The 19623-nt window shown below is 62.3% G+C and carries 20 protein-coding genes and 2 tRNA genes; 8 read left to right on the top strand and 14 right to left on the bottom strand.

Features of this window, described 5'->3' with window-relative positions; all coding sequences use genetic code 11:
• Nucleotides 1–73: 73 nt before the first annotated feature.
• From N430_RS12080 to N430_RS12070, 3 genes are all read right to left on the bottom strand, one after another.
• The gene (locus tag N430_RS12080) at nucleotides 74–2989 is read right to left on the bottom strand and encodes an RHS repeat domain-containing protein (protein WP_110638685.1); all 2916 of its coding nucleotides are present in this window, start codon (nucleotides 2987–2989) and stop codon (nucleotides 74–76) included.
• Between the two features lie 185 nt (nucleotides 2990–3174).
• Nucleotides 3175–3251: transfer RNA gene (locus N430_RS12075), tRNA-Val, on the bottom strand.
• A gap of 180 nt (nucleotides 3252–3431) precedes the next feature.
• A tRNA-Val gene (locus tag N430_RS12070) sits at nucleotides 3432–3508 on the bottom strand.
• Nucleotides 3509–3710: 202 nt separating this feature from the next.
• Between N430_RS12070 and N430_RS12065 the strand changes: the two genes are divergently transcribed.
• Nucleotides 3711–4994, top strand: a complete 1284-nt coding sequence (locus N430_RS12065; RefSeq protein WP_110638686.1) for an FAD-binding oxidoreductase — start codon at nucleotides 3711–3713, stop codon at nucleotides 4992–4994.
• A 120-nt stretch (nucleotides 4995–5114) separates the two neighbouring features.
• Here N430_RS12065 and N430_RS12055 read toward each other — a convergent pair whose 3' ends face one another.
• On the bottom strand, nucleotides 5115–5858 hold the full coding sequence (locus N430_RS12055; RefSeq protein WP_110638687.1) for a peptidase C39 family protein: 744 nt from the start codon (nucleotides 5856–5858) through the stop codon (nucleotides 5115–5117).
• Between the two features lie 156 nt (nucleotides 5859–6014).
• On the opposite strand from N430_RS12055, the gene N430_RS12050 reads away from it, so the two are divergent.
• The gene (locus N430_RS12050) at nucleotides 6015–6194 is read left to right on the top strand and encodes a hypothetical protein (protein WP_110638688.1); all 180 of its coding nucleotides are present in this window, start codon (nucleotides 6015–6017) and stop codon (nucleotides 6192–6194) included.
• A 63-nt stretch (nucleotides 6195–6257) separates the two neighbouring features.
• Here N430_RS12050 and N430_RS12045 read toward each other — a convergent pair whose 3' ends face one another.
• Together N430_RS12045 and N430_RS12040 are read right to left on the bottom strand one after the other, a co-directional pair.
• Nucleotides 6258–7010: a TerC family protein gene (locus N430_RS12045; protein ID WP_110638689.1), complete on the bottom strand. Its 753-nt coding sequence runs from the start codon at nucleotides 7008–7010 to the stop codon at nucleotides 6258–6260.
• A 28-nt stretch (nucleotides 7011–7038) separates the two neighbouring features.
• A complete protein-coding gene (locus N430_RS12040; RefSeq protein ID WP_110638690.1) occupies nucleotides 7039–7278 on the bottom strand; it encodes a hypothetical protein in 240 nt (79 codons plus the stop codon).
• A 132-nt stretch (nucleotides 7279–7410) separates the two neighbouring features.
• Here N430_RS12040 and nhaR point away from each other — a divergent pair, with 132 nt between their 5' ends.
• The 3 genes from nhaR to N430_RS12025 all read left to right on the top strand — a co-directional run bounded on the left by nhaR (nucleotide 7411) and on the right by N430_RS12025 (nucleotide 10411).
• Nucleotides 7411–8304, top strand: coding sequence for a transcriptional activator NhaR (nhaR, locus tag N430_RS12035; RefSeq protein ID WP_110638691.1), 894 nt, complete (start codon nucleotides 7411–7413; stop codon nucleotides 8302–8304).
• Between the two features lie 74 nt (nucleotides 8305–8378).
• On the top strand, nucleotides 8379–9590 hold the full coding sequence (gene sstT / locus N430_RS12030) for a serine/threonine transporter SstT (RefSeq protein ID WP_110638692.1): 1212 nt from the start codon (nucleotides 8379–8381) through the stop codon (nucleotides 9588–9590).
• A 173-nt stretch (nucleotides 9591–9763) separates the two neighbouring features.
• A complete protein-coding gene (locus N430_RS12025; protein ID WP_110638693.1) occupies nucleotides 9764–10411 on the top strand; it encodes a YceH family protein in 648 nt (215 codons plus the stop codon).
• Between the two features lie 5 nt (nucleotides 10412–10416).
• Here N430_RS12025 and N430_RS12020 read toward each other — a convergent pair whose 3' ends face one another.
• The 8 genes from N430_RS12020 to N430_RS11985 form a co-directional block, all read right to left on the bottom strand.
• Nucleotides 10417–10605, bottom strand: a complete 189-nt coding sequence (locus N430_RS12020; RefSeq protein ID WP_110638694.1) for a hypothetical protein — start codon at nucleotides 10603–10605, stop codon at nucleotides 10417–10419.
• 105 nt (nucleotides 10606–10710) lie between these two features.
• On the bottom strand, nucleotides 10711–12273 hold the full coding sequence (gene ahpF / locus N430_RS12015) for an alkyl hydroperoxide reductase subunit F (RefSeq protein ID WP_110638695.1): 1563 nt from the start codon (nucleotides 12271–12273) through the stop codon (nucleotides 10711–10713).
• 124 nt (nucleotides 12274–12397) lie between these two features.
• Entirely contained in the window at nucleotides 12398–12961 is a 564-nt protein-coding gene (ahpC, locus tag N430_RS12010) for an alkyl hydroperoxide reductase subunit C (RefSeq protein WP_004375926.1), read from the bottom strand.
• Nucleotides 12962–13259: 298 nt separating this feature from the next.
• Nucleotides 13260–14615, bottom strand: coding sequence for a glutathione-disulfide reductase (gorA, locus tag N430_RS12005; RefSeq protein ID WP_110638696.1), 1356 nt, complete (start codon nucleotides 14613–14615; stop codon nucleotides 13260–13262).
• Between the two features lie 99 nt (nucleotides 14616–14714).
• Nucleotides 14715–15554, bottom strand: coding sequence for a UTP--glucose-1-phosphate uridylyltransferase GalU (gene galU, locus N430_RS12000; protein WP_012273146.1), 840 nt, complete (start codon nucleotides 15552–15554; stop codon nucleotides 14715–14717).
• 208 nt (nucleotides 15555–15762) lie between these two features.
• Nucleotides 15763–16683, bottom strand: a complete 921-nt coding sequence (locus N430_RS11995; RefSeq protein WP_110638697.1) for a c-type cytochrome — start codon at nucleotides 16681–16683, stop codon at nucleotides 15763–15765.
• Nucleotides 16680–17330 (bottom strand): cytochrome c, encoded by a 651-nt coding sequence (locus tag N430_RS11990; protein WP_110638698.1) that lies wholly within the window; start codon nucleotides 17328–17330, stop codon nucleotides 16680–16682. Before N430_RS11990 ends, N430_RS11995 begins: the two co-directional genes overlap by 4 nt.
• A gap of 145 nt (nucleotides 17331–17475) precedes the next feature.
• Nucleotides 17476–17835, bottom strand: a complete 360-nt coding sequence (locus N430_RS11985; RefSeq protein ID WP_110638760.1) for a hypothetical protein — start codon at nucleotides 17833–17835, stop codon at nucleotides 17476–17478.
• A gap of 159 nt (nucleotides 17836–17994) precedes the next feature.
• Between N430_RS11985 and N430_RS11980 the strand changes: the two genes are divergently transcribed.
• The 3 genes from N430_RS11980 to N430_RS11975 are packed head-to-tail and all read left to right on the top strand — an operon-like array spanning nucleotide 17995 to nucleotide 19577.
• Nucleotides 17995–18297, top strand: a complete 303-nt coding sequence (locus N430_RS11980) for a DUF1883 domain-containing protein (RefSeq protein WP_008090281.1) — start codon at nucleotides 17995–17997, stop codon at nucleotides 18295–18297.
• Nucleotides 18298–18305: 8 nt separating this feature from the next.
• The gene (locus N430_RS29450; RefSeq protein WP_165837353.1) at nucleotides 18306–18476 is read left to right on the top strand and encodes a hypothetical protein; all 171 of its coding nucleotides are present in this window, start codon (nucleotides 18306–18308) and stop codon (nucleotides 18474–18476) included.
• Between the two features lie 24 nt (nucleotides 18477–18500).
• Complete coding sequence (locus tag N430_RS11975; RefSeq protein ID WP_110638699.1) at nucleotides 18501–19577, top strand: nitronate monooxygenase family protein; 1077 nt, start codon at nucleotides 18501–18503, stop codon at nucleotides 19575–19577.
• The last annotated feature ends 46 nt before the right edge of the window (nucleotides 19578–19623 follow it).

The following is a 19623-nucleotide window of genomic DNA, read 5'->3' as shown; positions in this document are numbered from 1 at the left end:
CTAACACGAGGCGCGGTACAGACCGATGGTCAGATTGGCGCAGCAGGGGCACCTGGCCCGAGCAAGCCAACCATCAATGCTTGAAGGCATGCCTTATTCTGGAAAATAAATTCGGCCTTCGCACAGGCTGAGTAACGGTCGTCACCGGCCTTCGCTGATGGCCTCGTGCAGGTGCAGTCAAGTGCGTCGCTGGTGGGAGTTGCGCCTCGACTTCGGATCGACGCACCGTGTGCAGATCGCCTTCTCTCCCTTTGTAGATGTCCATGACTGCATCGTACTTATATCTGGCTTGCGCCTTGGCCTGCTGCTGTTTCGCTTTCACCTTGCTATCAACAAAGTCATAGATTATTTGATTGGCCTCTGCGTACAACTGGCTCACCCACTGGAAGCCCGTCTGCTCGACATCCCGCAACTGCCCATTGGCCTGGAACATTTCCAGAAGCAATACCGGCCTGTTTTGATTGAACGAAGAGGCGAGCTCTTCAAGACCTTGCGGCCAATGCGATTTCAGAAAAGCCAATACTGCTCGGCCCCTTTCTGCCCGATCATTGATTCTCCAGAATTCATTGACCTTGGCCATGTACGCTTGAGGATCACTGAACATTGTCATTCGCCAATCCAGTGACGCAGTGCTTCCATGCGAGGTTATTCGCGGCCTGTTGTTTTCAATGCCTGCTGCATAATCTGGCGGCGTTCGGTAATGCCCGGTCTCCGTAGTAATTCCATTCCCATCATAAACGCCTACAAAATCCGGAAAACCCTGCTCACCCGGCGGCCGAATGGACATATGCCTGTTCACCGTCGACACATAGGTGTTGTCACCCCAGATGGCGATAGCCCATGGCGGAGCTGAATCAAGTTGCTCACCCCACGCGACGAACCCCAAGGCATCGTGGTTCACATCGGTCATGACATCAGCCAGAAATGCCGATAGCACTGGATAAACCGGGTCCAACCCCTGTTGATCCTTGAGCGTGACGGGATTGTTGCGAACCATTCGATACAGGTTCAGCCCATCGACAACACCCGCAGGGTCAGCACTCAACCAGCGCCCCAGCCAAGGCTGGTAGTACCGCAACCCGTAATAGTACAACCCGGTGGCATCACACTCCTTCCCGGAGTAGCGCAAGGTCTTGTAATCCGCCTCCACCTCGCTACGTGCCGTCCACACCGCAGTACCGCCATAGGGGTAATACTCTTCCTGGCTGATGACCTCGCCCTGCTCATCCAGCTCCAGCTGACTGCTGCCCAGCAGATCGTCGAAGCTGTAGCGCAGCGAGTCACCGGTCAACCCATCGGGCCAATGCAGCAAGCGCACCTGCCCTCGCCCGGCACTGCCCACCGCAACCACTTCAAGCGCCTTCTGCGCGGCGCCGTCGAAAGCCTGGTCGCGCAGCTCGAGCCCAGGCAAGTACAAGACCCGGCGCTGCTGGATACCGTCACCGCTTTGCCGGGAAGTGACTTTCAACAGGCGCCTGCCAGCCCCGTCGTAGCGGTAATGCTCATTATCATCGCCCGTGCTGCGGGCGACCTGCACCACGCGCTCCAGTTCGCCACGCGGATTCCACTGCAGAGGCTGCCCCGCCTGTAACCACAGCGCGTGACCAGACTTGTCGAACATCCCCTCGATATCACCCGGCTCAAGACCCTCCTGCCAACGCATCGCACGATTGCCATGGGGCGAGACCACCAGCTGCGTGGTGTAGCTGTTGCCGCTGCCCGGCGCACTGTGACGGATGTGGGTCAAGTTGCCGCCGCTGTCGTACTGGTAGTCGCGCCGATAACGGGTAAACGCCTCGAGGCCACCCGCCAACGGCACTACTGCCGGCGGAACACCCTCCCCCTGCTGACCGTGCGCCGCCAATTCCCGGCCGCACGCCTGCACCAGCTGGTAAAGGCTGTCATGGATGAACGTGTTTTCTGCCGACACCTTTTGATTACGCCAGAACCGAGTAGTCTGCGCAGCGTTGCCCACGCTGGCCACATTGCCCACGGGGTCATAGACGTAGCGCAGGCATTGCAGCAATCGAGCCCCAGCCGGATGGTCCTCCGGGCGTTCCGTCCTGATGGCTGACACACGCTGCGTCTGCGCTTCATATAGGTATTGGGTCAGTACGCCATTGCCATGCAGTTCCCGCTGCTTCTGCCCCACGGCTGTCCAGGCCAAGGCCTCAAGCACACGGCGCTCGTGCTCCTCGCCTTGCACACGCACCGAACAGCTGCTCAAACGGCCAGCCACATCGTAGGCATGGCGCTGCCGATGCCCCCGCGCATCGGTTTGCGTCAGTGCCGCGCCGGTGGCGTCGGCGCTACACCCACTGACGTGGATGATGGGCTCCAGCTTTGCCTGCCAGCCTTGCTCATGCTCGCCAAGCCATTCAGGCCGCTCGGCGTCCCTCAGCATTTGCCGGGCAACGAGCAGTGGCGTCCCCGTCAAAGCGATGCTGCGCACCTGCTGCAGGCCGCCCGTGTCATAGTGGCGCACACACTCGCCTACCAGATTACTCGCTCGCTCGACAGCACCATCAAGCGCCCAGATCCAGCGCTCGCACACTGCACGCTCGGCGCCCTCTGCCTGCTCATCAAGTGCGAATAGTCGCCCTGACATGGCCGTCGGCTGGTAATTCCAGCGACGGGTGACCCCCACGCCGCTGCGACGCATCAGTGACCGCCCTGCGCAATCATCCAAAGCAAGCAGAATGCCAGCATCGACACTCTGAGTACGTACGACCGCCCCGGTCAGAGTTGGCTGCAACAACAGATTGGGTGGGGCATCTGGTGCATCGCGGCGGGATTGGGCCAGCCGCGGGTCTATGCTTTGCACGTTGTGGCCACGTGCATTGAAATGAAGGAGGGATATCCGACAATCCGTTGAGCCAGTGCTATCTGGATGGCGGTGAAAACGAATACTGCGGACAGTCAGCCCTCGGCTGTCGGAGACGCTGACTTCAGGCGTATTCTTGTGAAGCGACGCGTTGGCACCCTGCATGGAGAGGCTCCCCTCATCGGGATCGGCGGAAGACGCCAAGCAGCCTTCACACAATGCCGCTACCTACTCCGTGGCGATGTTCTCGAACCATTCAATGCGAGATTAGCCGCCCCTGGAACGCGCCGCCATGTCGAACAGCGAAAATGAAAAAAGGGCGCCCCTTTCGGGACGCCCTTCTTCAGATTTGGTAGGCACAATTGGACTCGAACCAACGACCCCCACCATGTCAAGGTGGTGCTCTAACCAACTGAGCTATGTGCCTGTCGTGTGGTGCGCATATTAGTGATCGAATGCGCACCTGTAAAGCGTTTTTTTCAAAAAAATCAAAAACTTTCAGAAACCTACAGGCGCCGGTAGCCACCACCGCGGATGCGCCCATAATGCAAAAAGGGCGACCCTCTCGGATCGCCCTTTTCGATGCCCGGAAAACCGGGGCTTTGTTTGGTAGGCACAATTGGACTCGAACCAACGACCCCCACCATGTCAAGGTGGTGCTCTAACCAACTGAGCTATGTGCCTGTCGTGTGGTGCGCATTCTACGCAATCCAAAAACCCTGTCAACACTTTTTTTCGCGCTAACTCACTGAATCTTAAACTGTTTATAGAGAAGGGCCCGCTGCAGGCCGGTAAAGGATTTTCAACAGACGACTAGCGGGTGTTTATTATTATTGATAGCATCGGTACATTCGTTAAAAATATAAAACACAGAGGTTCCTGCAGCATGGCTAACACCCCCTACCCCCAGTCCTACTACGCCGCCTCGGCCAACCCGGTGCCGCCACGTCCGGCGCTGCAGGGTGAGGTGGAAACCGATATCTGCATCATCGGTGCCGGCTACACCGGCCTGTCCAGCGCGCTGTTCCTGCTGGAAAACGGCTTCAAGGTAAGCATCGTCGAAGCGGCCAAGGTCGGCTTCGGCGCATCGGGCCGCAACGGTGGCCAGATCGTCAACAGCTACAGCCGCGACATCGACGTCATCGAGCGCACCGTCGGCCCTAAAGAAGCACAGCTGCTCGGCAAGATGGCCTTCGAAGGCGGCCGCATCATCCGTGAGCGCGTGGCCAAGTACAACATCCAGTGTGACCTGAAGGACGGCGGCGTGTTCGCCGCGCTGACCTCCAAGCAGATGGGGCACCTGGAGTCGCAAAAACGCCTGTGGGAACGCTTCGGTCACACCCAGCTGGAGCTGATGGACCAGAAGCGCATCCGTGAAGTGGTTGCCTGCGACAGCTATGTCGGCGGCATGCTGGACATGAGCGGCGGCCACATCCACCCGCTGAACCTGGCCCTGGGCGAAGCGGCTGCGGTCGAATCGCTGGGCGGCGTCATTTATGAGCAGACTCCGGCCATCCGCATCGAGCGTGGTGCCAACCCGGTGGTGCACACCCCACAAGGTAAGATCCGCGCCAAGTTCATCATCGTTGCCGGTAACGCCTACCTGGGCAACCTGGTACCGGAGCTGGCCGCCAAGTCGATGCCGTGCGGCACCCAGGTGATCACCACCGAACCGCTGGGCGAAGAACTGGCCCGCACCCTGCTGCCGCAGGACTACTGCGTGGAAGACTGCAACTACCTGCTCGACTACTACCGCCTGACCGGCGACAAGCGCCTGATCTTCGGCGGTGGCGTGGTGTACGGTGCGCGCGACCCGGCCAACATCGAAGCGATCATTCGCCCGAAGATGCTCAAGGCCTTCCCGCAGCTGAAGAACGTCAAGATCGACTACGCCTGGACCGGCAACTTCCTGCTGACCCTGTCGCGTCTGCCACAGGTCGGCCGTATCGGCGACAACATCTACTACTCGCAGGGTTGCTCGGGCCACGGCGTGACCTACACCCACCTGGCAGGCAAGGTGCTGGCCGAGGCCCTGCGCGGCCAGGCCGAGCGTTTCGACGCCTTTGCCGGCCTGCCGCACTACCCGTTCCCGGGTGGCCAGATGCTGCGCGTGCCGTTCAGCGCCATCGGTGCCTGGTACTACAGCCTGCGTGATCGTCTGGGCTTCTGATGTAAGCAGGCTTGGCCTCTTCGCGGGCTCGCCCGCTCCCACAGGGACTGCACAAGGTTCAAAACCATTGCAGTATTTGTGGGAGCGGGCGTGCCCGCGAAGAGGCCGGTGCAGGTAAGGCTACTTGTTCAGGCTGCGCACAGCCTGTTTTGCCGCCACTTCCTGGCCCGCACGGGCCAGTTCGTCGGCAGCCTGTAGCCAACGCTGGCGGTCCACCTGGGCCGGCAGCTGGCGCGGGGGCTGCACCAGCACCGCCCAACTCCCCTCCTTCGCCCACGCCGAGGCAAAGTCGTCGAACGCCATCAGCTGGCGCCGATGCATCCCTGAGCGCAGCAGCACGCGCTTCTTGAAGCTGTCATAGCCGATCAGCACCGCGTAACGCGGTTCGCTCCACCACGCCGAACCCTCCTCGTAACGCAGCAGCACCGGATTACCCGCGGCCACTTGAGTCAGCAAGGCATCCAGTTGCTTGTCCAGCGGGTACACGACCATGCCGTACTCGCGGGCCACGCGCGGGATGCTGGTTGCCAACGCATCGGCGCCCTTGGGCAGATTCAGCGGTTTGTCCAGCAGCCCCGGGGTGATTGGCGCACCTTGCTGCGAGAGCAGCGCGGCCAGGGCCATCGCCCCGCTGTGGTTGGCATTGCCGCGGTAGAACGGCACGCTGCTGATTTCGACCCGCTGGGGCATGCCCTTGAGGCTTGCAGGGGGTGCGCTGGCGCAGCCGCCCAGGGTCGCGGCCACCAGGCAGGCGGCCAACAGCTGACGTGGGACGGTCGCCCAGCGCTTGCAGGAATATTGCTCCATGGACACTCGCTTGTTCCGGTGCCAGGCAGGCAGCGCCCGGCTCTGGCCACCGATCATAGGGCGGCGCGTGGCGCGGGTATAGTCCGACAAGCGAACGGAACCAATCGGCTTAAGCAATCGACCTTTGGTCAATGGAACGTCACGGGCGGGCAGCTAGACTAAAGCTGTGTCTGGAGGGCGAACCGCAGGTTGGCCCAAGAGAAGGAGGCACACATGAGCCTGACCATGGCAATCCTCATGCTGGTGGGTATGTGGCTGAGCGTCGCGGCCGCCATGCTATGGGGCGTTCTGCGTATCGTGCGGCGTCATTCCCAGCATCACCACCTGCCACCGCAGGCCCCGGCCAAGGCGCCGCCTGTGCGCAGGGCGCGGCGGCATGCCGGGGTACACTGAGGTTTCTTCACCTTAATGCAAACGGGGCGCCAAGCGCCCCGTTGTTTTTTTCACCCGCCTTGATCAGCCTTCAGCGGCTTCACGCTTGACCCGCGCTCGGCGGGCCAGGATGTTGAGGATTTCGATCACCGTCGAGAAGGCCATCGCCGCGTACACATACCCTTTCGGTACATGGGCGCCAAAACCTTCGGCGATCAGCGTCATGCCGATCATGATCAGGAAGCCAAGGGCCAGCATCACCACCGTCGGGTTGTCATTGATGAAGTTGGCCAGCGGGTCGGCGGCCACCATCATGACAATGACGGCGGTGATCACGGCAATGATCATGATCGGCAGGTGCTCGGTCATGCCCACGGCAGTGATGATGCTGTCGACCGAGAAGACGATGTCCAGCAACAGGATCTGGAAGATCGCCGCGGCAAAGCCCAGGGTGACCGTGTTGGAGACCTTGGCTTCTTCCTTGGCGCCGTGCGGGTCGACGTTCTCGTGAATCTCCTTGGTGGCTTTCCACAGCAGGAACAGGCCGCCGGCAATCAGGATTACGTCCTTCCACGAGAAGGCGTTACCGAACACTTCGAACACCGGGTCGGTCAACTGCACGATCCAGGCCACGGTGCTGAGCAAGGCCAGGCGCATGACCAGGGCCATGCTGATACCGATACGGCGTGCCTTGGAGCGGTATTCCACAGGCAGCTTGTTGGTCAGGATCGAGATGAAGATCAGGTTGTCGATACCCAGTACCACTTCCATGGCCACCAGTGTTGCCAGGGCGACCCAGGCGGTAGGGCTAGCGGCGAGTTCCAGCAAGTATTCCATTGTTCAAATCCTGAAGCGGCGGTTGGGGTCAGATTTCTTGGGTGTGTGCTTTCTTCTCGGCGTCCTTGGGCTTCTGGCCCTCGTGACCGATGGCATCGCTCAACGCCTGCTGGGCGGCCTTGTTGGTGTCGTCGATGGCCTGCTTGGCCGACTTGGCGGCCTGATCGAGCATCTGCTGGGCAGACTTCTCGGCCTGGTCGCAACCGGCCAGGCTGAACAGCGCCAGGGCCAGCACCAGCGGAGTGCCAATGGATTTGAGTTGCAGCATGGTGTCCTCGCTTGAAAAATCCCGGCGGCGCGAAGCGCCTGATGGGGTCGCATTCTAAAGACGCCAATACTTCAGGAAAATTCGTATTTCCAGTGTGTATACTTCGGTTTTTTCGAATCGGGATCCGTGCGCGTGCTCAACTATCGCCAGCTCCACTACTTCTGGGCCGTAGCCAAGACCGGCAGCATCGCCCGCGCAAGCGAGCAGCTGAACCTCACGCCGCAGACCATCAGCGGGCAGATCAGCCTGCTCGAGCAGACCTACGGGCTGGAGCTGTTCCAGCGCGTCGGCCGGCAACTGGAGCTGACCGAGACCGGCCGTCAGACGCTGGTCTACGCCGAACAGATGTTCCAGATCGGCGGCGAGCTGGAGGCCATGCTCCGGGCCGGCCCGCAGGAGCAGATCCTGTTTCGCGTGGGGGTGGCCGACGTGGTGCCGAAGTCGATCGTCTATCGCCTGCTGGCGCCGACCATGGAGCTGGACGAAGTGCTGCGCATCAGTTGCCGCGAAGACAAGCTCGAACGGTTGCTGGCAGACCTGGCGATCCAGCGCCTGGACCTGGTGATTTCCGACAGCCCGATGCCCAGCCACCTGGACATCAAGGGCTACAGCCAGAAGCTCGGCGAATGTGGCCTGAGCTTCTTCGCCACCCCGGCCCTGGCCCGGCAGCATGCTGGCCCCTTCCCCGCCTGCCTGCAGGATGCGCCGCTGCTGATTCCAGGGCCGGAGACGGTGGTGCGCAGCCGCCTGCTGCGCTGGCTGGGCGAGCAGCAGGTACAGCCCAGGATCATTGGCGAGTTCGATGACAGTGCACTGATGCAGGCGTTCGGCCAGTCGGGCAGCGGGATATTCGTCGCACCGAGCGTGATTGCCGAGGAAGTGTGCCGGCAGTATGGCGTCGAGCTGGTTGGCCAGACCGAAGCAGTGCATGAATCGTTCTATGCCATTTCGGTGGAGCGCAAGGTCAAGCACCCAGGGATCGTGGCGATTACCGAGGGGGCGCGGCGGGAGCTGTTTCACTGGTAGTGCCTGCTGGCGATAGGGCCGGGCCTGATTGTGCTAAAGTCGCGCCCTTTGAAGATTCCGAGACTTCGCTGCACATGACGCCTGTTTTCCGCCTCCTCAACCGCACCAGCCTGGTCACCCAGATCGTCATCGGCCTGGTCGCCGGCATCGCCCTGGCCCTGCTGGCTCCCGCCATCGCCCTTGACCTTGGCTTCCTCGGCAAAGTGTTCGTCAGCGCCCTCAAGGCCGTCGCGCCGGTGCTGGTGTTCATTCTGGTCATGGCGTCGATCGCCAACCACCGCCACGGCCAGGAAACCCACATCCGCCCGATCCTCTGGCTGTACCTGCTGGGCACCTTCGCCGCCGCCGTGGTGGCCGTGGTCGCCAGCATGCTGTTCCCATCACAGCTGGCCCTGAGCGCCGGCGAGGCGACCCTGAGCGCACCGGGTGGCATTGCCGAGGTACTGCAGAACCTTCTGCTGAGCGCGGTCGACAACCCGGTCAATGCCTTGCTCAAGGGCAACTTCATCGGTGTGCTGACCTGGGCCGTCGGCCTGGGCGTTGCCTTGCGCCATGCCGGGCAGACTACCCGTACCGTGGTCGAAGACCTGTCCAATGGCGTGACCTTGATCGTGCGCGTGGTGATCCGCTTCGCCCCGCTGGGCATCTTCGGGCTGGTCAGCTCGACCCTGGCGCAGTCTGGCCTCAGCGCCCTGCTTGGCTACCTGCACCTGCTGGGTGTGCTGATCGGCTGCATGCTGTTCGTGGCACTGGTGATGAACCCGCTGATCGTGTTCTGGAAGATCCGCCGCAACCCTTACCCGCTGACTTTGCTGTGCCTGCGCGAGAGCGGCATTACCGCGTTCTTCACCCGCAGCTCGGCGGCCAACATCCCGGTCAACCTGGCGCTTTCGGAGCGCCTGGGGCTGCATGAGGACACCTATTCGGTGTCGATCCCGCTGGGGGCGACCATCAACATGGCCGGTGCGGCGATCACCATCACCGTGCTGACCCTGGCGGCGGTGCATACCCTGGGCATTCCGGTCGACTTGCCGACGGCGGTGCTGCTGAGCCTGGTGGCGGCAATCTGCGCCTGCGGTGCCTCTGGGGTTGCGGGTGGTTCGCTGCTGCTGATTCCGCTGGCATGCAGCCTGTTCGGCATCCCCAGCGAGATTGCCATGCAGGTGGTGGCGGTCGGCTTCATCATTGGCGTGCTGCAGGATTCGGCGGAGACGGCGCTGAATTCTTCGACCGATGTGTTGTTCACGGCGGCGGCTTGCCAGGCTGAAGAACGGCGCAGTATTTGAGATTGCCGGGGCCGCTTTGCGGCCCTTTCGCGACACAAGGCCGCTCCTACAAGAGCACGCGGCCCCCTGTAGTAGCGGCCTTGTGTCGCGAAAGGACCGCGAAGCGGTCCCAATTGCCTTACACCGCAGCTTTACCTACGCTAGTGGCCTTTCCCCAGCAATGAGACAGGGCCATGTCAGAACACGAAACCGCAGGCGAAGGCCGCTTCAGCAGCGTCGAGATCCGCATTCTCGGCGCGCTGATCGAGAAGCAGGCCACCAGCCCGGAAAGCTACCCGCTGACCCTCAACGCCCTGGTCCTGGCTTGTAACCAGAAGACCAGCCGGGAACCGGTCATGAACCTCACCCAAGGCCAGGTCGGCCAGGCCCTGCGCGCCCTCGAGGGCCAGGACATGACCCGCCTGCAGATGGGCAGCCGCGCCGACCGCTGGGAACAGCGGGTGGACAAGGCCCTGGAACTGGTCCCGGCACAGCTGGTGCTGATGGGCCTGATGTTCCTGCGTGGGCCGCAGACCCTCAACGAACTGCTGACCCGCAGCAACCGCCTGCACGACTTCGACGACACCGAACAGATCCAGCATCAGCTCGAACGCCTGATTTCGCGTGACCTGGCCCTGCACCTGCCACGCCAGGCCGGGCAGCGGGAAGACCGCTATACCCATGCCCTCGGTGACCCGGCGGAAATCGAAGCCATTCTGGCCGCACGCCAGCAGGAAGGCGGCGTTCGCGGCAGTGGTGGCAATGTTTCGGAAGAACGCATTGAAGCCCTGGAGGCGCGGATCGCGGCGCTGGAGGCACGCCTGGCCGAGCTGGAAGGCTGAGCCACCTACGGTTCCGGGTCGGGGAAGTTGCGACAGCTCTTGCGCTCGGCCAGCTCCCGCTCACTGGGGCGCTGGTCGACGAACACGGTGCGGCCGTCGGCATAGATCTCGAGGTAGCCCCAGTGCAGATCCTGCTCTTTCTGCCCGGGCTTGGGGGGGATTAGCCACCAGGGTTCGCGGCTGATCAGGGTCATGGTGAAGCTCCTGAGGGTATCTGCGGTAAGCATAGACACCCTCAGGTTTTGCTTTGTCAGTGCTGGCCTCTTCGCGGGCAAGCCCGCGAAGAGGCCCGTGCAGGCTTACGCCGGTGCCGAAGTGCGGATCAAGTGATCGAACGCCGCCAGCGAAGCCTTCGCGCCCTCGCCCACCGCAATGACGATCTGCTTGTACGGCACGGTGGTCACGTCACCTGCGGCAAACACACCCGGCACACTGGTCTGGCCCTTGGCGTCCACGATGATCTCGCCACGTGGCGACAGTTCGACCGTGCCTTTGAGCCAATCGGTGTTCGGCAGCAGGCCGATCTGCACGAAGATGCCTTCCAGCGCCAGGTCATGCACCTCATCGGTGGTGCGGTCCTTGTAACGCAAGCCCGTCACTTTCTCGCCATTGCCGACCACTTCGGTAGTCAGCGCGCTGGTGATCACCTTGACGTTCGGCAGGCTGTGCAGCTTGCGCTGCAACACCGCGTCAGCACGCAGCTGGCTGTCGAACTCGATCAGCGTCACCTGGGCGACGATACCGGCCAGGTCGATGGCCGCTTCCACGCCGGAGTTGCCGCCGCCGATCACCGCCACGCGCTTGCCCTTGAACAGCGGGCCGTCACAGTGCGGGCAGTAGGCTACGCCACGGGCGCGGTATTCCTGCTCGCCCGGCACGTTCATTTCACGCCAGCGGGCACCGGTGGCGAGGATCACAGTCTTGGCCTTGAGCGAGGCGCCGCCCGCCAGGCGCACTTCATGCAGGCCGCCGTCGGTGGCCGGGATCAGCGCTTCGCCGCGCTGCAGGTTCATGATGTCGACGTCGTACTGCTTGACGTGCTCTTCCAGCGCCGTGGCCAGCATCGGCCCTTCGGTCTCTTGCACCGAGATGAAGTTCTCGATGGCCAGTGTGTCGAGCACCTGGCCGCCGAAACGCTCGGCAGCGACACCGGTGCGGATGCCTTTGCGTGCGGCATAGATAGCCGCTGCAGCGCCGGCAGGCCCACCACCGACTACCAGCACGTCAAAGGCGTCCTTGGCGTTGATCTTTTCGGCCTGGCGGCTGCCTGCGTTGGTGTCGATCTTGCCGAGGATTTCTTCCAGGCCCATGCGGCCCTGGCCGAACACTTCGCCGTTCAGGTAGATGCTCGGCACCGCCATGATCTTGCGCGACTCGACTTCTTCCTGGAACAGCGCACCGTCAATGGCCACGTGGCGCACATTGGGGTTGAGCACCGCCATCAGGTTCAGTGCCTGGACCACGTCCGGGCAGTTCTGGCACGACAGCGAGAAGTAGGTTTCGAAGGTGAACTCGCCTTCCAGTGCCTGGATCTGCTCGATCACTTCGGCGCTGGCCTTGGACGGATGGCCGCCGACTTGCAGCAGCGCCAGCACCAGGGAGGTGAATTCGTGGCCCATGGGGATGCCGGCGAAACGTAGGCTGATGTCGGCTCCCGGGCGGTTCAGCGAGAACGAAGGGCGACGGGCATCGCTGCCATCCGCGCTGAAGGTAATGAGGTTCGACAGGCCGGCGATTTCCACCAGCAGGTCGTGCAATTCGCGGGACTTCGCGCCGTCGTCGAGGGAGGCAACGATCTCGATCGGCTGGGTGACCCGCTCCAGGTAGGTTTTCAGTTGCGATTTAAGCGTGGCGTCCAACATACGGGCGATTCCTTTTTCAAAACTCGGATACAAAAACGCCCAGGCGAGGTCGCCCGGGCGCTTTTCGGGGCGGTGGGTAGTTCAGCTTTGGCGGCTGCTCACCGCCCGCGGTTGATGCATGACCTTAGATCTTGCCGACCAGGTCCAGCGATGGCGCCAGAGTGGCTTCGCCTTCTTTCCACTTGGCCGGGCAGACTTCGCCTGGGTGAGCGGCAACGTACTGGGCAGCCTTCACTTTGCGCAGCAGCTCGGCTGCGTCGCGGCCAACACCACCGTCGTTCAGTTCGACGATCTTGATCTGGCCTTCCGGATTGATCACGAAGGTACCGCGATCGGCCAGGCCGGCTTCTTCGATCAGCACGTCGAAGTTGCGCGAGATGACGTGGGTCGGGTCACCGATCAGCGGGTACTGGATCTTGCCGATGGTGTCCGAAGTGTCGTGCCAGGCTTTGTGGGTGAAGTGGGTGTCGGTCGACACGCCGTAGATTTCCACGCCCAGCTTCTGGAACTCGGCGTAGTTATCGGCGAGGTCACCCAGCTCGGTCGGGCAGACGAAGGTGAAGTCGGCCGGGTAGAAGAACACGACGGACCACTTGCCTTTCAGGTCGGCTTCGCTGACCTGAACGAACTCGCCCTTGTGGTAGGCGGTGGCGTTGAACGGTTTGACCTGGCTGTTGATGATTGGCATGAGAGACGCTCCTTCATGGGGTTGGAATCAGTTGATGGAGAGAATCCTAACTGCTGGTCCCGATAAAGGCTCATTGGCAAAGCTCATGCTTGTGATTGGTTTTGGCTATAACCGGGGATAATTAATAGAAGGGAATGGGCTGAGCAAACGGTTTCGAAGGCAGCGCTGACCCTTTGTGGGAGCGGCCTTGTGTCGCGAAAGGGCTGCAGAGCAGCCCCAGGATATCGGCGAAAAAACTGATGTTGCTGGGGCTGCTCTGCAGCCCTTTCGCGACACAAGGCCGCTCCCACAAAAGCGATCAGCGGGTAACCGTGCGCATGGTGACGAACTCTTCAGCGGCAGTCGGGTGCACGCCGATGGTCTCGTCGAACTGTTGCTTGGTCGCGCCGGCCTTGAGGGCGATACCCAGGCCCTGGATGATCTCGCCGGCATCCGGGCCGACCATGTGGCAGCCCAGTACCTTGTCGGTCTCGGCGTCCACCACCAGCTTCATCAGGGTCTTTTCCTGGATGTCGGTGAGGGTCAGCTTCATGGCGCGGAAGCGGCTTTCGAAGATCTGCACCTTGTGCCCGGCTTCCAGCGCCTGCTCCTCGGTGAGACCCACGGTGCCGATCGGAGGCTGACTGAACACTGCGGTCGGGATGTTCTGGTAATCCACCGGGCGGTACTGCTCAGGCTTGAACAGGCGCCGCGCCACGGCCATGCCTTCGGCCAGGGCCACCGGGGTGAGCTGCACGCGGCCGATCACGTCGCCAACGGCCAGGATCGACGGTGCGGTGGTCTGGTACTGCTCGTCGACGCGGATAAAGCCGCGGGCATCCAGCTCAACGCCGGTGTTTTCCAGGCCCAGGTTGTCGAGCATCGGGCGGCGGCCGGTGGCGTAGAACACGCAATCGGCGACCAGCTCGCGGCCGTCCTTGAGGGTGGCTTTCAGGCTGCCGTCGTCGAGCTTGTCGATGCGCTGGATGTCGGCGTTGAACTGCAGGTTCAGGCCGCGTTTCTCCAGCTCTTCCTTGAGGTGGGTGCGCACCGAGCCGTCGAAGCCGCGCAGGAACAGGTCACCGCGATAGAGCAAGGTTGTGTCAGCGCCCAGGCCCTGGAAGATGCCGGCGAACTCGACGGCGATGTAGCCACCGCCGACCACCAGCACGCGGCGCGGCAGGTCCTTGAGGTAGAACGCCTCGTTGGAGGTGATGGCCAGTTCCTTGCCCGGAATGTCTGGCACCTGCGGCCAGCCGCCAGTAGCAATCAGGATGTGCTCGGCGCTGAAGCGCTGGCCATCCACTTCCACTTCGTTGGCGCCGGTGATGCGGGCATGGCCCTGCAGCAAGGTCACGCGGCTGTTTACCAGCAGGTTGCGGTAGATGCCGTTGAGGCGCTCGATCTCGCGGTTCTTGTTGGCGATCAGCGTGCCCCAGTCGAAGTGGCCCTCTTCGAGGGTCCAGCCGAAGCCAGCGGCCTGCTCCAGCTCATCGGCGACATGGGCGCCGTATACCAGCAGTTTTTTCGGCACGCAGCCGACGTTGACGCAGGTGCCACCCAGGTAGCGGCTCTCGGCCACTGCCACTTTCGCCCCGAAGCCCGCAGCGAAGCGCGCCGCGCGCACACCGCCGGAACCGGCGCCAATCACGAACAGATCAAAATCGTAGGCCATGTATTCACTCTCCTAGGCAGGCGCCCAGCATACCGCTGTTACCCGCCGCAAACAAAAAAGCCACCCCGAAGGGTGGCTCTTTGAACCTGCATGGGCGTATCAGTACGCCTTGCCGGCCTTGTAGAAGTTCTCGAAGCAGAAGTTGGTCGCCTCGATGTAGCCTTCGGCGCCACCGCAGTCGAAACGCTTGCCCTTGAACTTGTAGGCGATCACGTTGCCTTCGGCGGCCTGTTTCATCAGTGCGTCGGTGATCTGGATCTCGCCACCTTTGCCCGGCTCGGTCTGCTCGATCTTCTCGAAGATGTCCGGGGTCAGGATGTAGCGACCAATGATCGCCAGGTTGGACGGTGCGTCCTCCGGCTTTGGCTTCTCGACCATGGAATCGACGCGGAAGATGCCGTCCTTGATCTCTTCACCAGCGATAACGCCGTACTTGTTGGTTTCCTGCGGGTCGACTTCCTGGATGGCGACGATCGAGCAGCGGTACTTCTTGTACAGCGCGACCATCTGCGCCAGCACACCGTCGCCTTCGAGGTTGACGCACAGGTCGTCCGCCAGTACCACGGCGAACGGTTCGTCACCGATCAGCGGGCGGCCGGTCAGGATGGCGTGGCCCAGGCCTTTCATTTCGGTCTGGCGGGTGTAGGAGAACGAGCACTCGTCGAGCAGGCGACGGATACCGACCAGGTATTTTTCCTTGTCGGTGCCCTTGATCTGGTTTTCCAGCTCGTAGCTGATGTCGAAGTGGTCTTCCAGCGCGCGCTTGCCGCGGCCGGTGACGATGGAAATCTCGTTCAGACCAGCATCCAATGCTTCTTCAACGCCATACTGGATCAGTGGCTTGTTGACCACCGGCAGCATTTCCTTGGGCATGGCTTTGGTAGCAGGCAGGAAGCGAGTGCCGTAGCCGGCTGCCGGGAACAAGCATTTCTTGATCATAAACATCCTTAAACATAGGCGAGGCCTGTGGAATTCGGCGCAGTCTAATCAGGCGGCATGCAGCTTACAATGCCCTGCCTGTGACGACCGCTGCCATCATAGAGATAACCCAGTGTAGATAGTTCCAAAAAGTTCGTGAAAATCCCGTCATCCGGCCCTTGCGCGGCCCTTGAGTGAGCAGCCGCGAAAGGGCTGGCGCAACGCCCGCTCAGCTACCTGTGCCCTGCCCGACCAGCACCCCGTCGACCTGCTGGCCATACAGGTTGACGCCGTCGTTGGCATGGAACTTCAGCCGTGTTTTTTCGATGGAACCCTCCACCAGGCGCGGGTCCTGAGGGCGTTCGTGGCGGTTGACCCAGGCGGCCACATCCCAGGCCTGCTGGTCACTCAGGCTGCCCGGCTTGCCCAGTGGCATGTTGTACTTGATGAACGATGCCGCGGTATTGATCCGGTGCATGCCGGCCCCCCAGTTGTAGGAGTCCTTGCCCCAGAGGGGTGGCATCACATACTCACCGGCTACCTTCTGCCCCTCACCGTTGTCACCGTGACAGATAGCGCACTGATCACGGTAGACCTCCTGGCCGCGCTTGAAGTCGTAGCCACCTTTTGGCTGTGGCACCTCGGGGTAACCGCGACCGGCGATTTCCACACCGGTGGGAGCCTGGGTCGAAAGCCAGTATGAATACACGGCCAGCGCCGTCATCTGCGGGCTGTCGGCGGCCGGCGGCTTGCCGTTCATGCTGAACTGGAAGCAGCCCTGGATGCGCTCGGCGAAGGTGTTCACCTTGTCGTTCTTCTTGCGGTAGGCCGGGTACATCGGGTAAGCGCCCCACAGCGGCGCGGAATGCGCCAGGCGGCCCTGATCGAGGTGGCAGTTGCTGCAGTTCATGCCATTACCGACTGCCTCGGGCATCAGCCGGCGGGTATCGACGAACAGTGCGTGGCCCTCGCGGACCATCTTGCCGAAAGCATTGTCCGGCAGCTCGCTTTCGGCAGGGGGGGCGAATTGTGGCGCGGCCTGGGCGCCAGGGACCTTCAGTTGCGACTGATCTTCCATGGCAATGGGGGCCTGATTGGCAAAGGCAGTGCCCGTGGCCAGCAGTAGTAACGTTGGCAGCAAGGTTTTCATGGCTTGACCTCCGGGCTGGCGGGGTGGGCGAAGTACTCGGCAATCGCCTTGACTTCGGCGTCGGTCATGGCCTTGGCCACACCGACCATCAGCTGGTTGGGGTCATTGCTGCGGCTGCCGTCGCGCCAGCCGTTGAGCTGCGCCATCAGGTAGGCAGCAGGCTGCCCGGCCAGCGGCGGGAAGTGCTCACCGACACCGCTGCCGCCTGGGCCATGGCACTGCACGCAACCGGGGATCTGCCGGCTCCAGTCGCCGTAGAGGGCCAGGCGTTCGGTGGGGTTGCTTGCGATCTGCTGGCGACGCCAGTCTGGCGCAGGATCACTCGGCAGCGCAGCCAGGTAATGGCTGACGGCCTCGATCTCATCTTCGCTCAGGGCTTTGGCCAGTGGTGCCATGACCGGCTGCTGGCGGCTGCCACTGCGCCAATCATGCAGTTGTTTGCTCAGGTAACTGGCCGGCAGGCCAGCCAGGCGGGGGAACCCTGCGGCGGCAATACCCTTGCCGTCCGGGCCATGGCAGCCCAGGCAGGCCATGGCGGCGGGATCGGCCCCGCCCTGGGTGAAGACTTTCTGGCCATCGGCGGCATGCGCCGCGGGCCAGGCCAGGATCAGCAGGCTGCCGATCACGACGCGACTCAACGGTGTCATCACGAATCTCCATTTCTTTTGTTATAAGCTTAGGCTTAAAAAACATAAGCAAATGGATACTAGCCCTGTCAGGGAATTCGCAACAACGCCCAAGCCGACCACCAGCTGGCAATTGGCCTTCTAACCACCGATCCGTTGAGCCAGATCAACTGCCAGAGATGCACTCGGTCGTTGCCTTGCGCACATCACCCGGGCGCAGCGGGAAGTTGTTCAGCCGCTCATGCAGCTTGATGCTGCTGCCGCTGCCGCGCTTGTGGATGTCGAGCAATGCTGCCGGCCCGGAACCTGCCGTGAGCTTTTGCGGCACGATCAGACGCAAACCGTCATCACGCTGTTCCTCCACCAAAGGATCACGGCTTTTGGCCAGGTGCGCCTTGACGCAATCGGCGTATTCGCGCGGCGTCTTGCCAGACATGACATCCATGGTTTCATGGGATTGCTCAAGTTCCGCAACACTGACACAACCGCCCAGCGCCAGGCATAACGCCGCCACCGTCCACTTCATTTGACGCACCTCGAATGACAAGAAAGCGTAGGACAGCAGCCAGGCGGTTTTGCTCCCCACTTTGGCTGTTTTATCTGCCAAGTGCCATCAGGCGCGGCAGTGCAAGTCGACATCGTGGTATCGTTCGCCTTTGCAGAACCAAACCTTGCGGAGCACCCCATGAAATTCGTACACCAGCGCGAGCACCTCAACGAGGACGACATCGTCGTCATCGAGTGCTCCCAGCGCTGTAACATCCGCCTGATGAACGACGCCAACTTCCGCAGCTTCAAGAACGGCGGCCGGCACACTTACCACGGTGGCCACTTCGAGCGCTTCCCGGCCAAGATCACCGTGCCGAGCACCGGTTTCTGGAACATCACCATCGATACCGTGACCACCCGCCCGATCTCGGTAACGCGCAAACCGACCCTGACCCACAAGATCAAGATCATCCGCCGCTCGTCGTCGAAACTCGGATAAGGCCTACCATGACCCAGAACATCAAATACGTCATCAAGTACAAGCTCGACGGCCAGCGCCGCTGGGACTTCGCGGTGATGGCGGACGCCTCGCACGAACAGGCCATGGAAGCCCTGCGCAAGATCCACGGCGAAGACGCCGAGAAGATCAGCGACATCCAGGTGAGCAAAGCACTGTAAGGCAGCCGCGACAAGGAGCAGCGCATGAGCAACTGGCCCGACCGTCGTATCCTCGATCTGCTGGGCATCGCGTTGCCCATTCTCCAGGCACCGATGGCCGGCGCCACGGGTTCGGCCATGGCCATTGCCGTGGCCAGCGCGGGGGGCCTGGGTGCCCTGCCCTGCGCCATGCTCAGCGGCGACCAGGTGCGTGGCGAGATCGAGGCCTTCCGCACGGCCTGCCCGGGCAAGCCGCTGAACCTCAACTTCTTCTGCCACCAGCCGCCAGCGCCCGACCCCGAGCGCGACGCCCGCTGGAAGCAGGCACTGAAAGGGTATTACGCCGAAGTCGGCGCCGACTTCGATGCGCCGACGCCTGTTTCCAACCGTGCGCCCTTCGATGAGCAGGGCTGCCTGCTGGTCGAGCAGTTGCGCCCGGAGGTGGTGAGTTTCCACTTCGGCTTGCCGCACGCTGCGCTGCTGCAGCGGGTCAAGGCCACGGGCGCCAAGGTGCTGTCCAGTGCCACCACGGTGGAAGAAGCGCTGTGGCTCGAAGCCAATGGCTGCGATGCAATCATCGCCATGGGCTATGAAGCCGGCGGCCATCGCGGCATGTTCCTCAGCGATGACATCACCAGCCAGGTCGGCACCTTCGCCCTGGTGCCGCAAATTGCCGATGCCGTGCGCCTGCCGGTGATCGCCGCTGGCGGCATCGGCGACCACCGTGGCCTGGTGGCGGCCCTGGCCCTGGGCGCCAGCGCAGTACAGATCGGCACGGCCTACCTGTTCTGCCCGGAGGCCAAGGTCTCCCCTGCCCACCGTCGCGCACTGGACACCGCACCGGCCAGCGACACCGCGCTGACCAACCTGTTCACCGGGCGCCCGGCGCGTGGCATCAACAACCGCATCATGCGTGAGCTGGGGCCGATGAGTGAACTGGCCCCACGATTCCCTCTGGCCGGCGGCGCCCTGATGCCGCTGCGGGCGGTTACCGATGCGCAGGGCAACAGTGATTTCAGCAACCTGTGGTCGGGGCAGGCGCTGCGCCTCGGTAGGCATATGCCGGCTGAGCAGCTGACTCGGGAGATTGCCTCAAAGGCATTGGCGCAGATCAAGCAATAGGATTTTGAATCCGTGTTTGCTGCTTCGCGGGCATGCCCGCTCCCAC

Origin of the sequence: Pseudomonas sp. CC120222-01a, from assembly GCF_003097235.1 — a bacterium.
GTDB lineage: Bacteria > Pseudomonadota > Gammaproteobacteria > Pseudomonadales > Pseudomonadaceae > Aquipseudomonas.
This window is presented reverse-complemented; position numbering and strand designations above follow the sequence as displayed.

Coding starts and splice junctions, on each gene's coding strand:
- N430_RS11990 (WP_110638698.1), bottom strand. CDS start 17,330: ATGACACCGTTGAGTCGCGTCGTGATCGGCAGCCTGCTGATCCTGGCC.
- galU (WP_012273146.1), bottom strand. CDS start 15,554: ATGATCAAGAAATGCTTGTTCCCGGCAGCCGGCTACGGCACTCGCTTC.
- gorA (WP_110638696.1), bottom strand. CDS start 14,615: ATGGCCTACGATTTTGATCTGTTCGTGATTGGCGCCGGTTCCGGCGGT.
- N430_RS11985 (WP_110638760.1), bottom strand. CDS start 17,835: ATGAAGTGGACGGTGGCGGCGTTATGCCTGGCGCTGGGCGGTTGTGTC.
- ahpF (WP_110638695.1), bottom strand. CDS start 12,273: ATGTTGGACGCCACGCTTAAATCGCAACTGAAAACCTACCTGGAGCGG.
- N430_RS12025 (WP_110638693.1), top strand. CDS start 9,764: ATGTCAGAACACGAAACCGCAGGCGAAGGCCGCTTCAGCAGCGTCGAG.
- N430_RS12055 (WP_110638687.1), bottom strand. CDS start 5,858: ATGATCGGTGGCCAGAGCCGGGCGCTGCCTGCCTGGCACCGGAACAAG.
- N430_RS11975 (WP_110638699.1), top strand. CDS start 18,501: ATGAGCAACTGGCCCGACCGTCGTATCCTCGATCTGCTGGGCATCGCG.
- N430_RS12040 (WP_110638690.1), bottom strand. CDS start 7,278: ATGCTGCAACTCAAATCCATTGGCACTCCGCTGGTGCTGGCCCTGGCG.
- N430_RS11980 (WP_008090281.1), top strand. CDS start 17,995: ATGAAATTCGTACACCAGCGCGAGCACCTCAACGAGGACGACATCGTC.
- N430_RS12065 (WP_110638686.1), top strand. CDS start 3,711: ATGGCTAACACCCCCTACCCCCAGTCCTACTACGCCGCCTCGGCCAAC.
- N430_RS12045 (WP_110638689.1), bottom strand. CDS start 7,010: ATGGAATACTTGCTGGAACTCGCCGCTAGCCCTACCGCCTGGGTCGCC.
- ahpC (WP_004375926.1), bottom strand. CDS start 12,961: ATGCCAATCATCAACAGCCAGGTCAAACCGTTCAACGCCACCGCCTAC.
- N430_RS12020 (WP_110638694.1), bottom strand. CDS start 10,605: ATGACCCTGATCAGCCGCGAACCCTGGTGGCTAATCCCCCCCAAGCCC.
- N430_RS12050 (WP_110638688.1), top strand. CDS start 6,015: ATGAGCCTGACCATGGCAATCCTCATGCTGGTGGGTATGTGGCTGAGC.
- N430_RS12080 (WP_110638685.1), bottom strand. CDS start 2,989: ATGCAGGGTGCCAACGCGTCGCTTCACAAGAATACGCCTGAAGTCAGC.
- sstT (WP_110638692.1), top strand. CDS start 8,379: ATGACGCCTGTTTTCCGCCTCCTCAACCGCACCAGCCTGGTCACCCAG.
- N430_RS29450 (WP_165837353.1), top strand. CDS start 18,306: ATGACCCAGAACATCAAATACGTCATCAAGTACAAGCTCGACGGCCAG.
- N430_RS11995 (WP_110638697.1), bottom strand. CDS start 16,683: ATGAAAACCTTGCTGCCAACGTTACTACTGCTGGCCACGGGCACTGCC.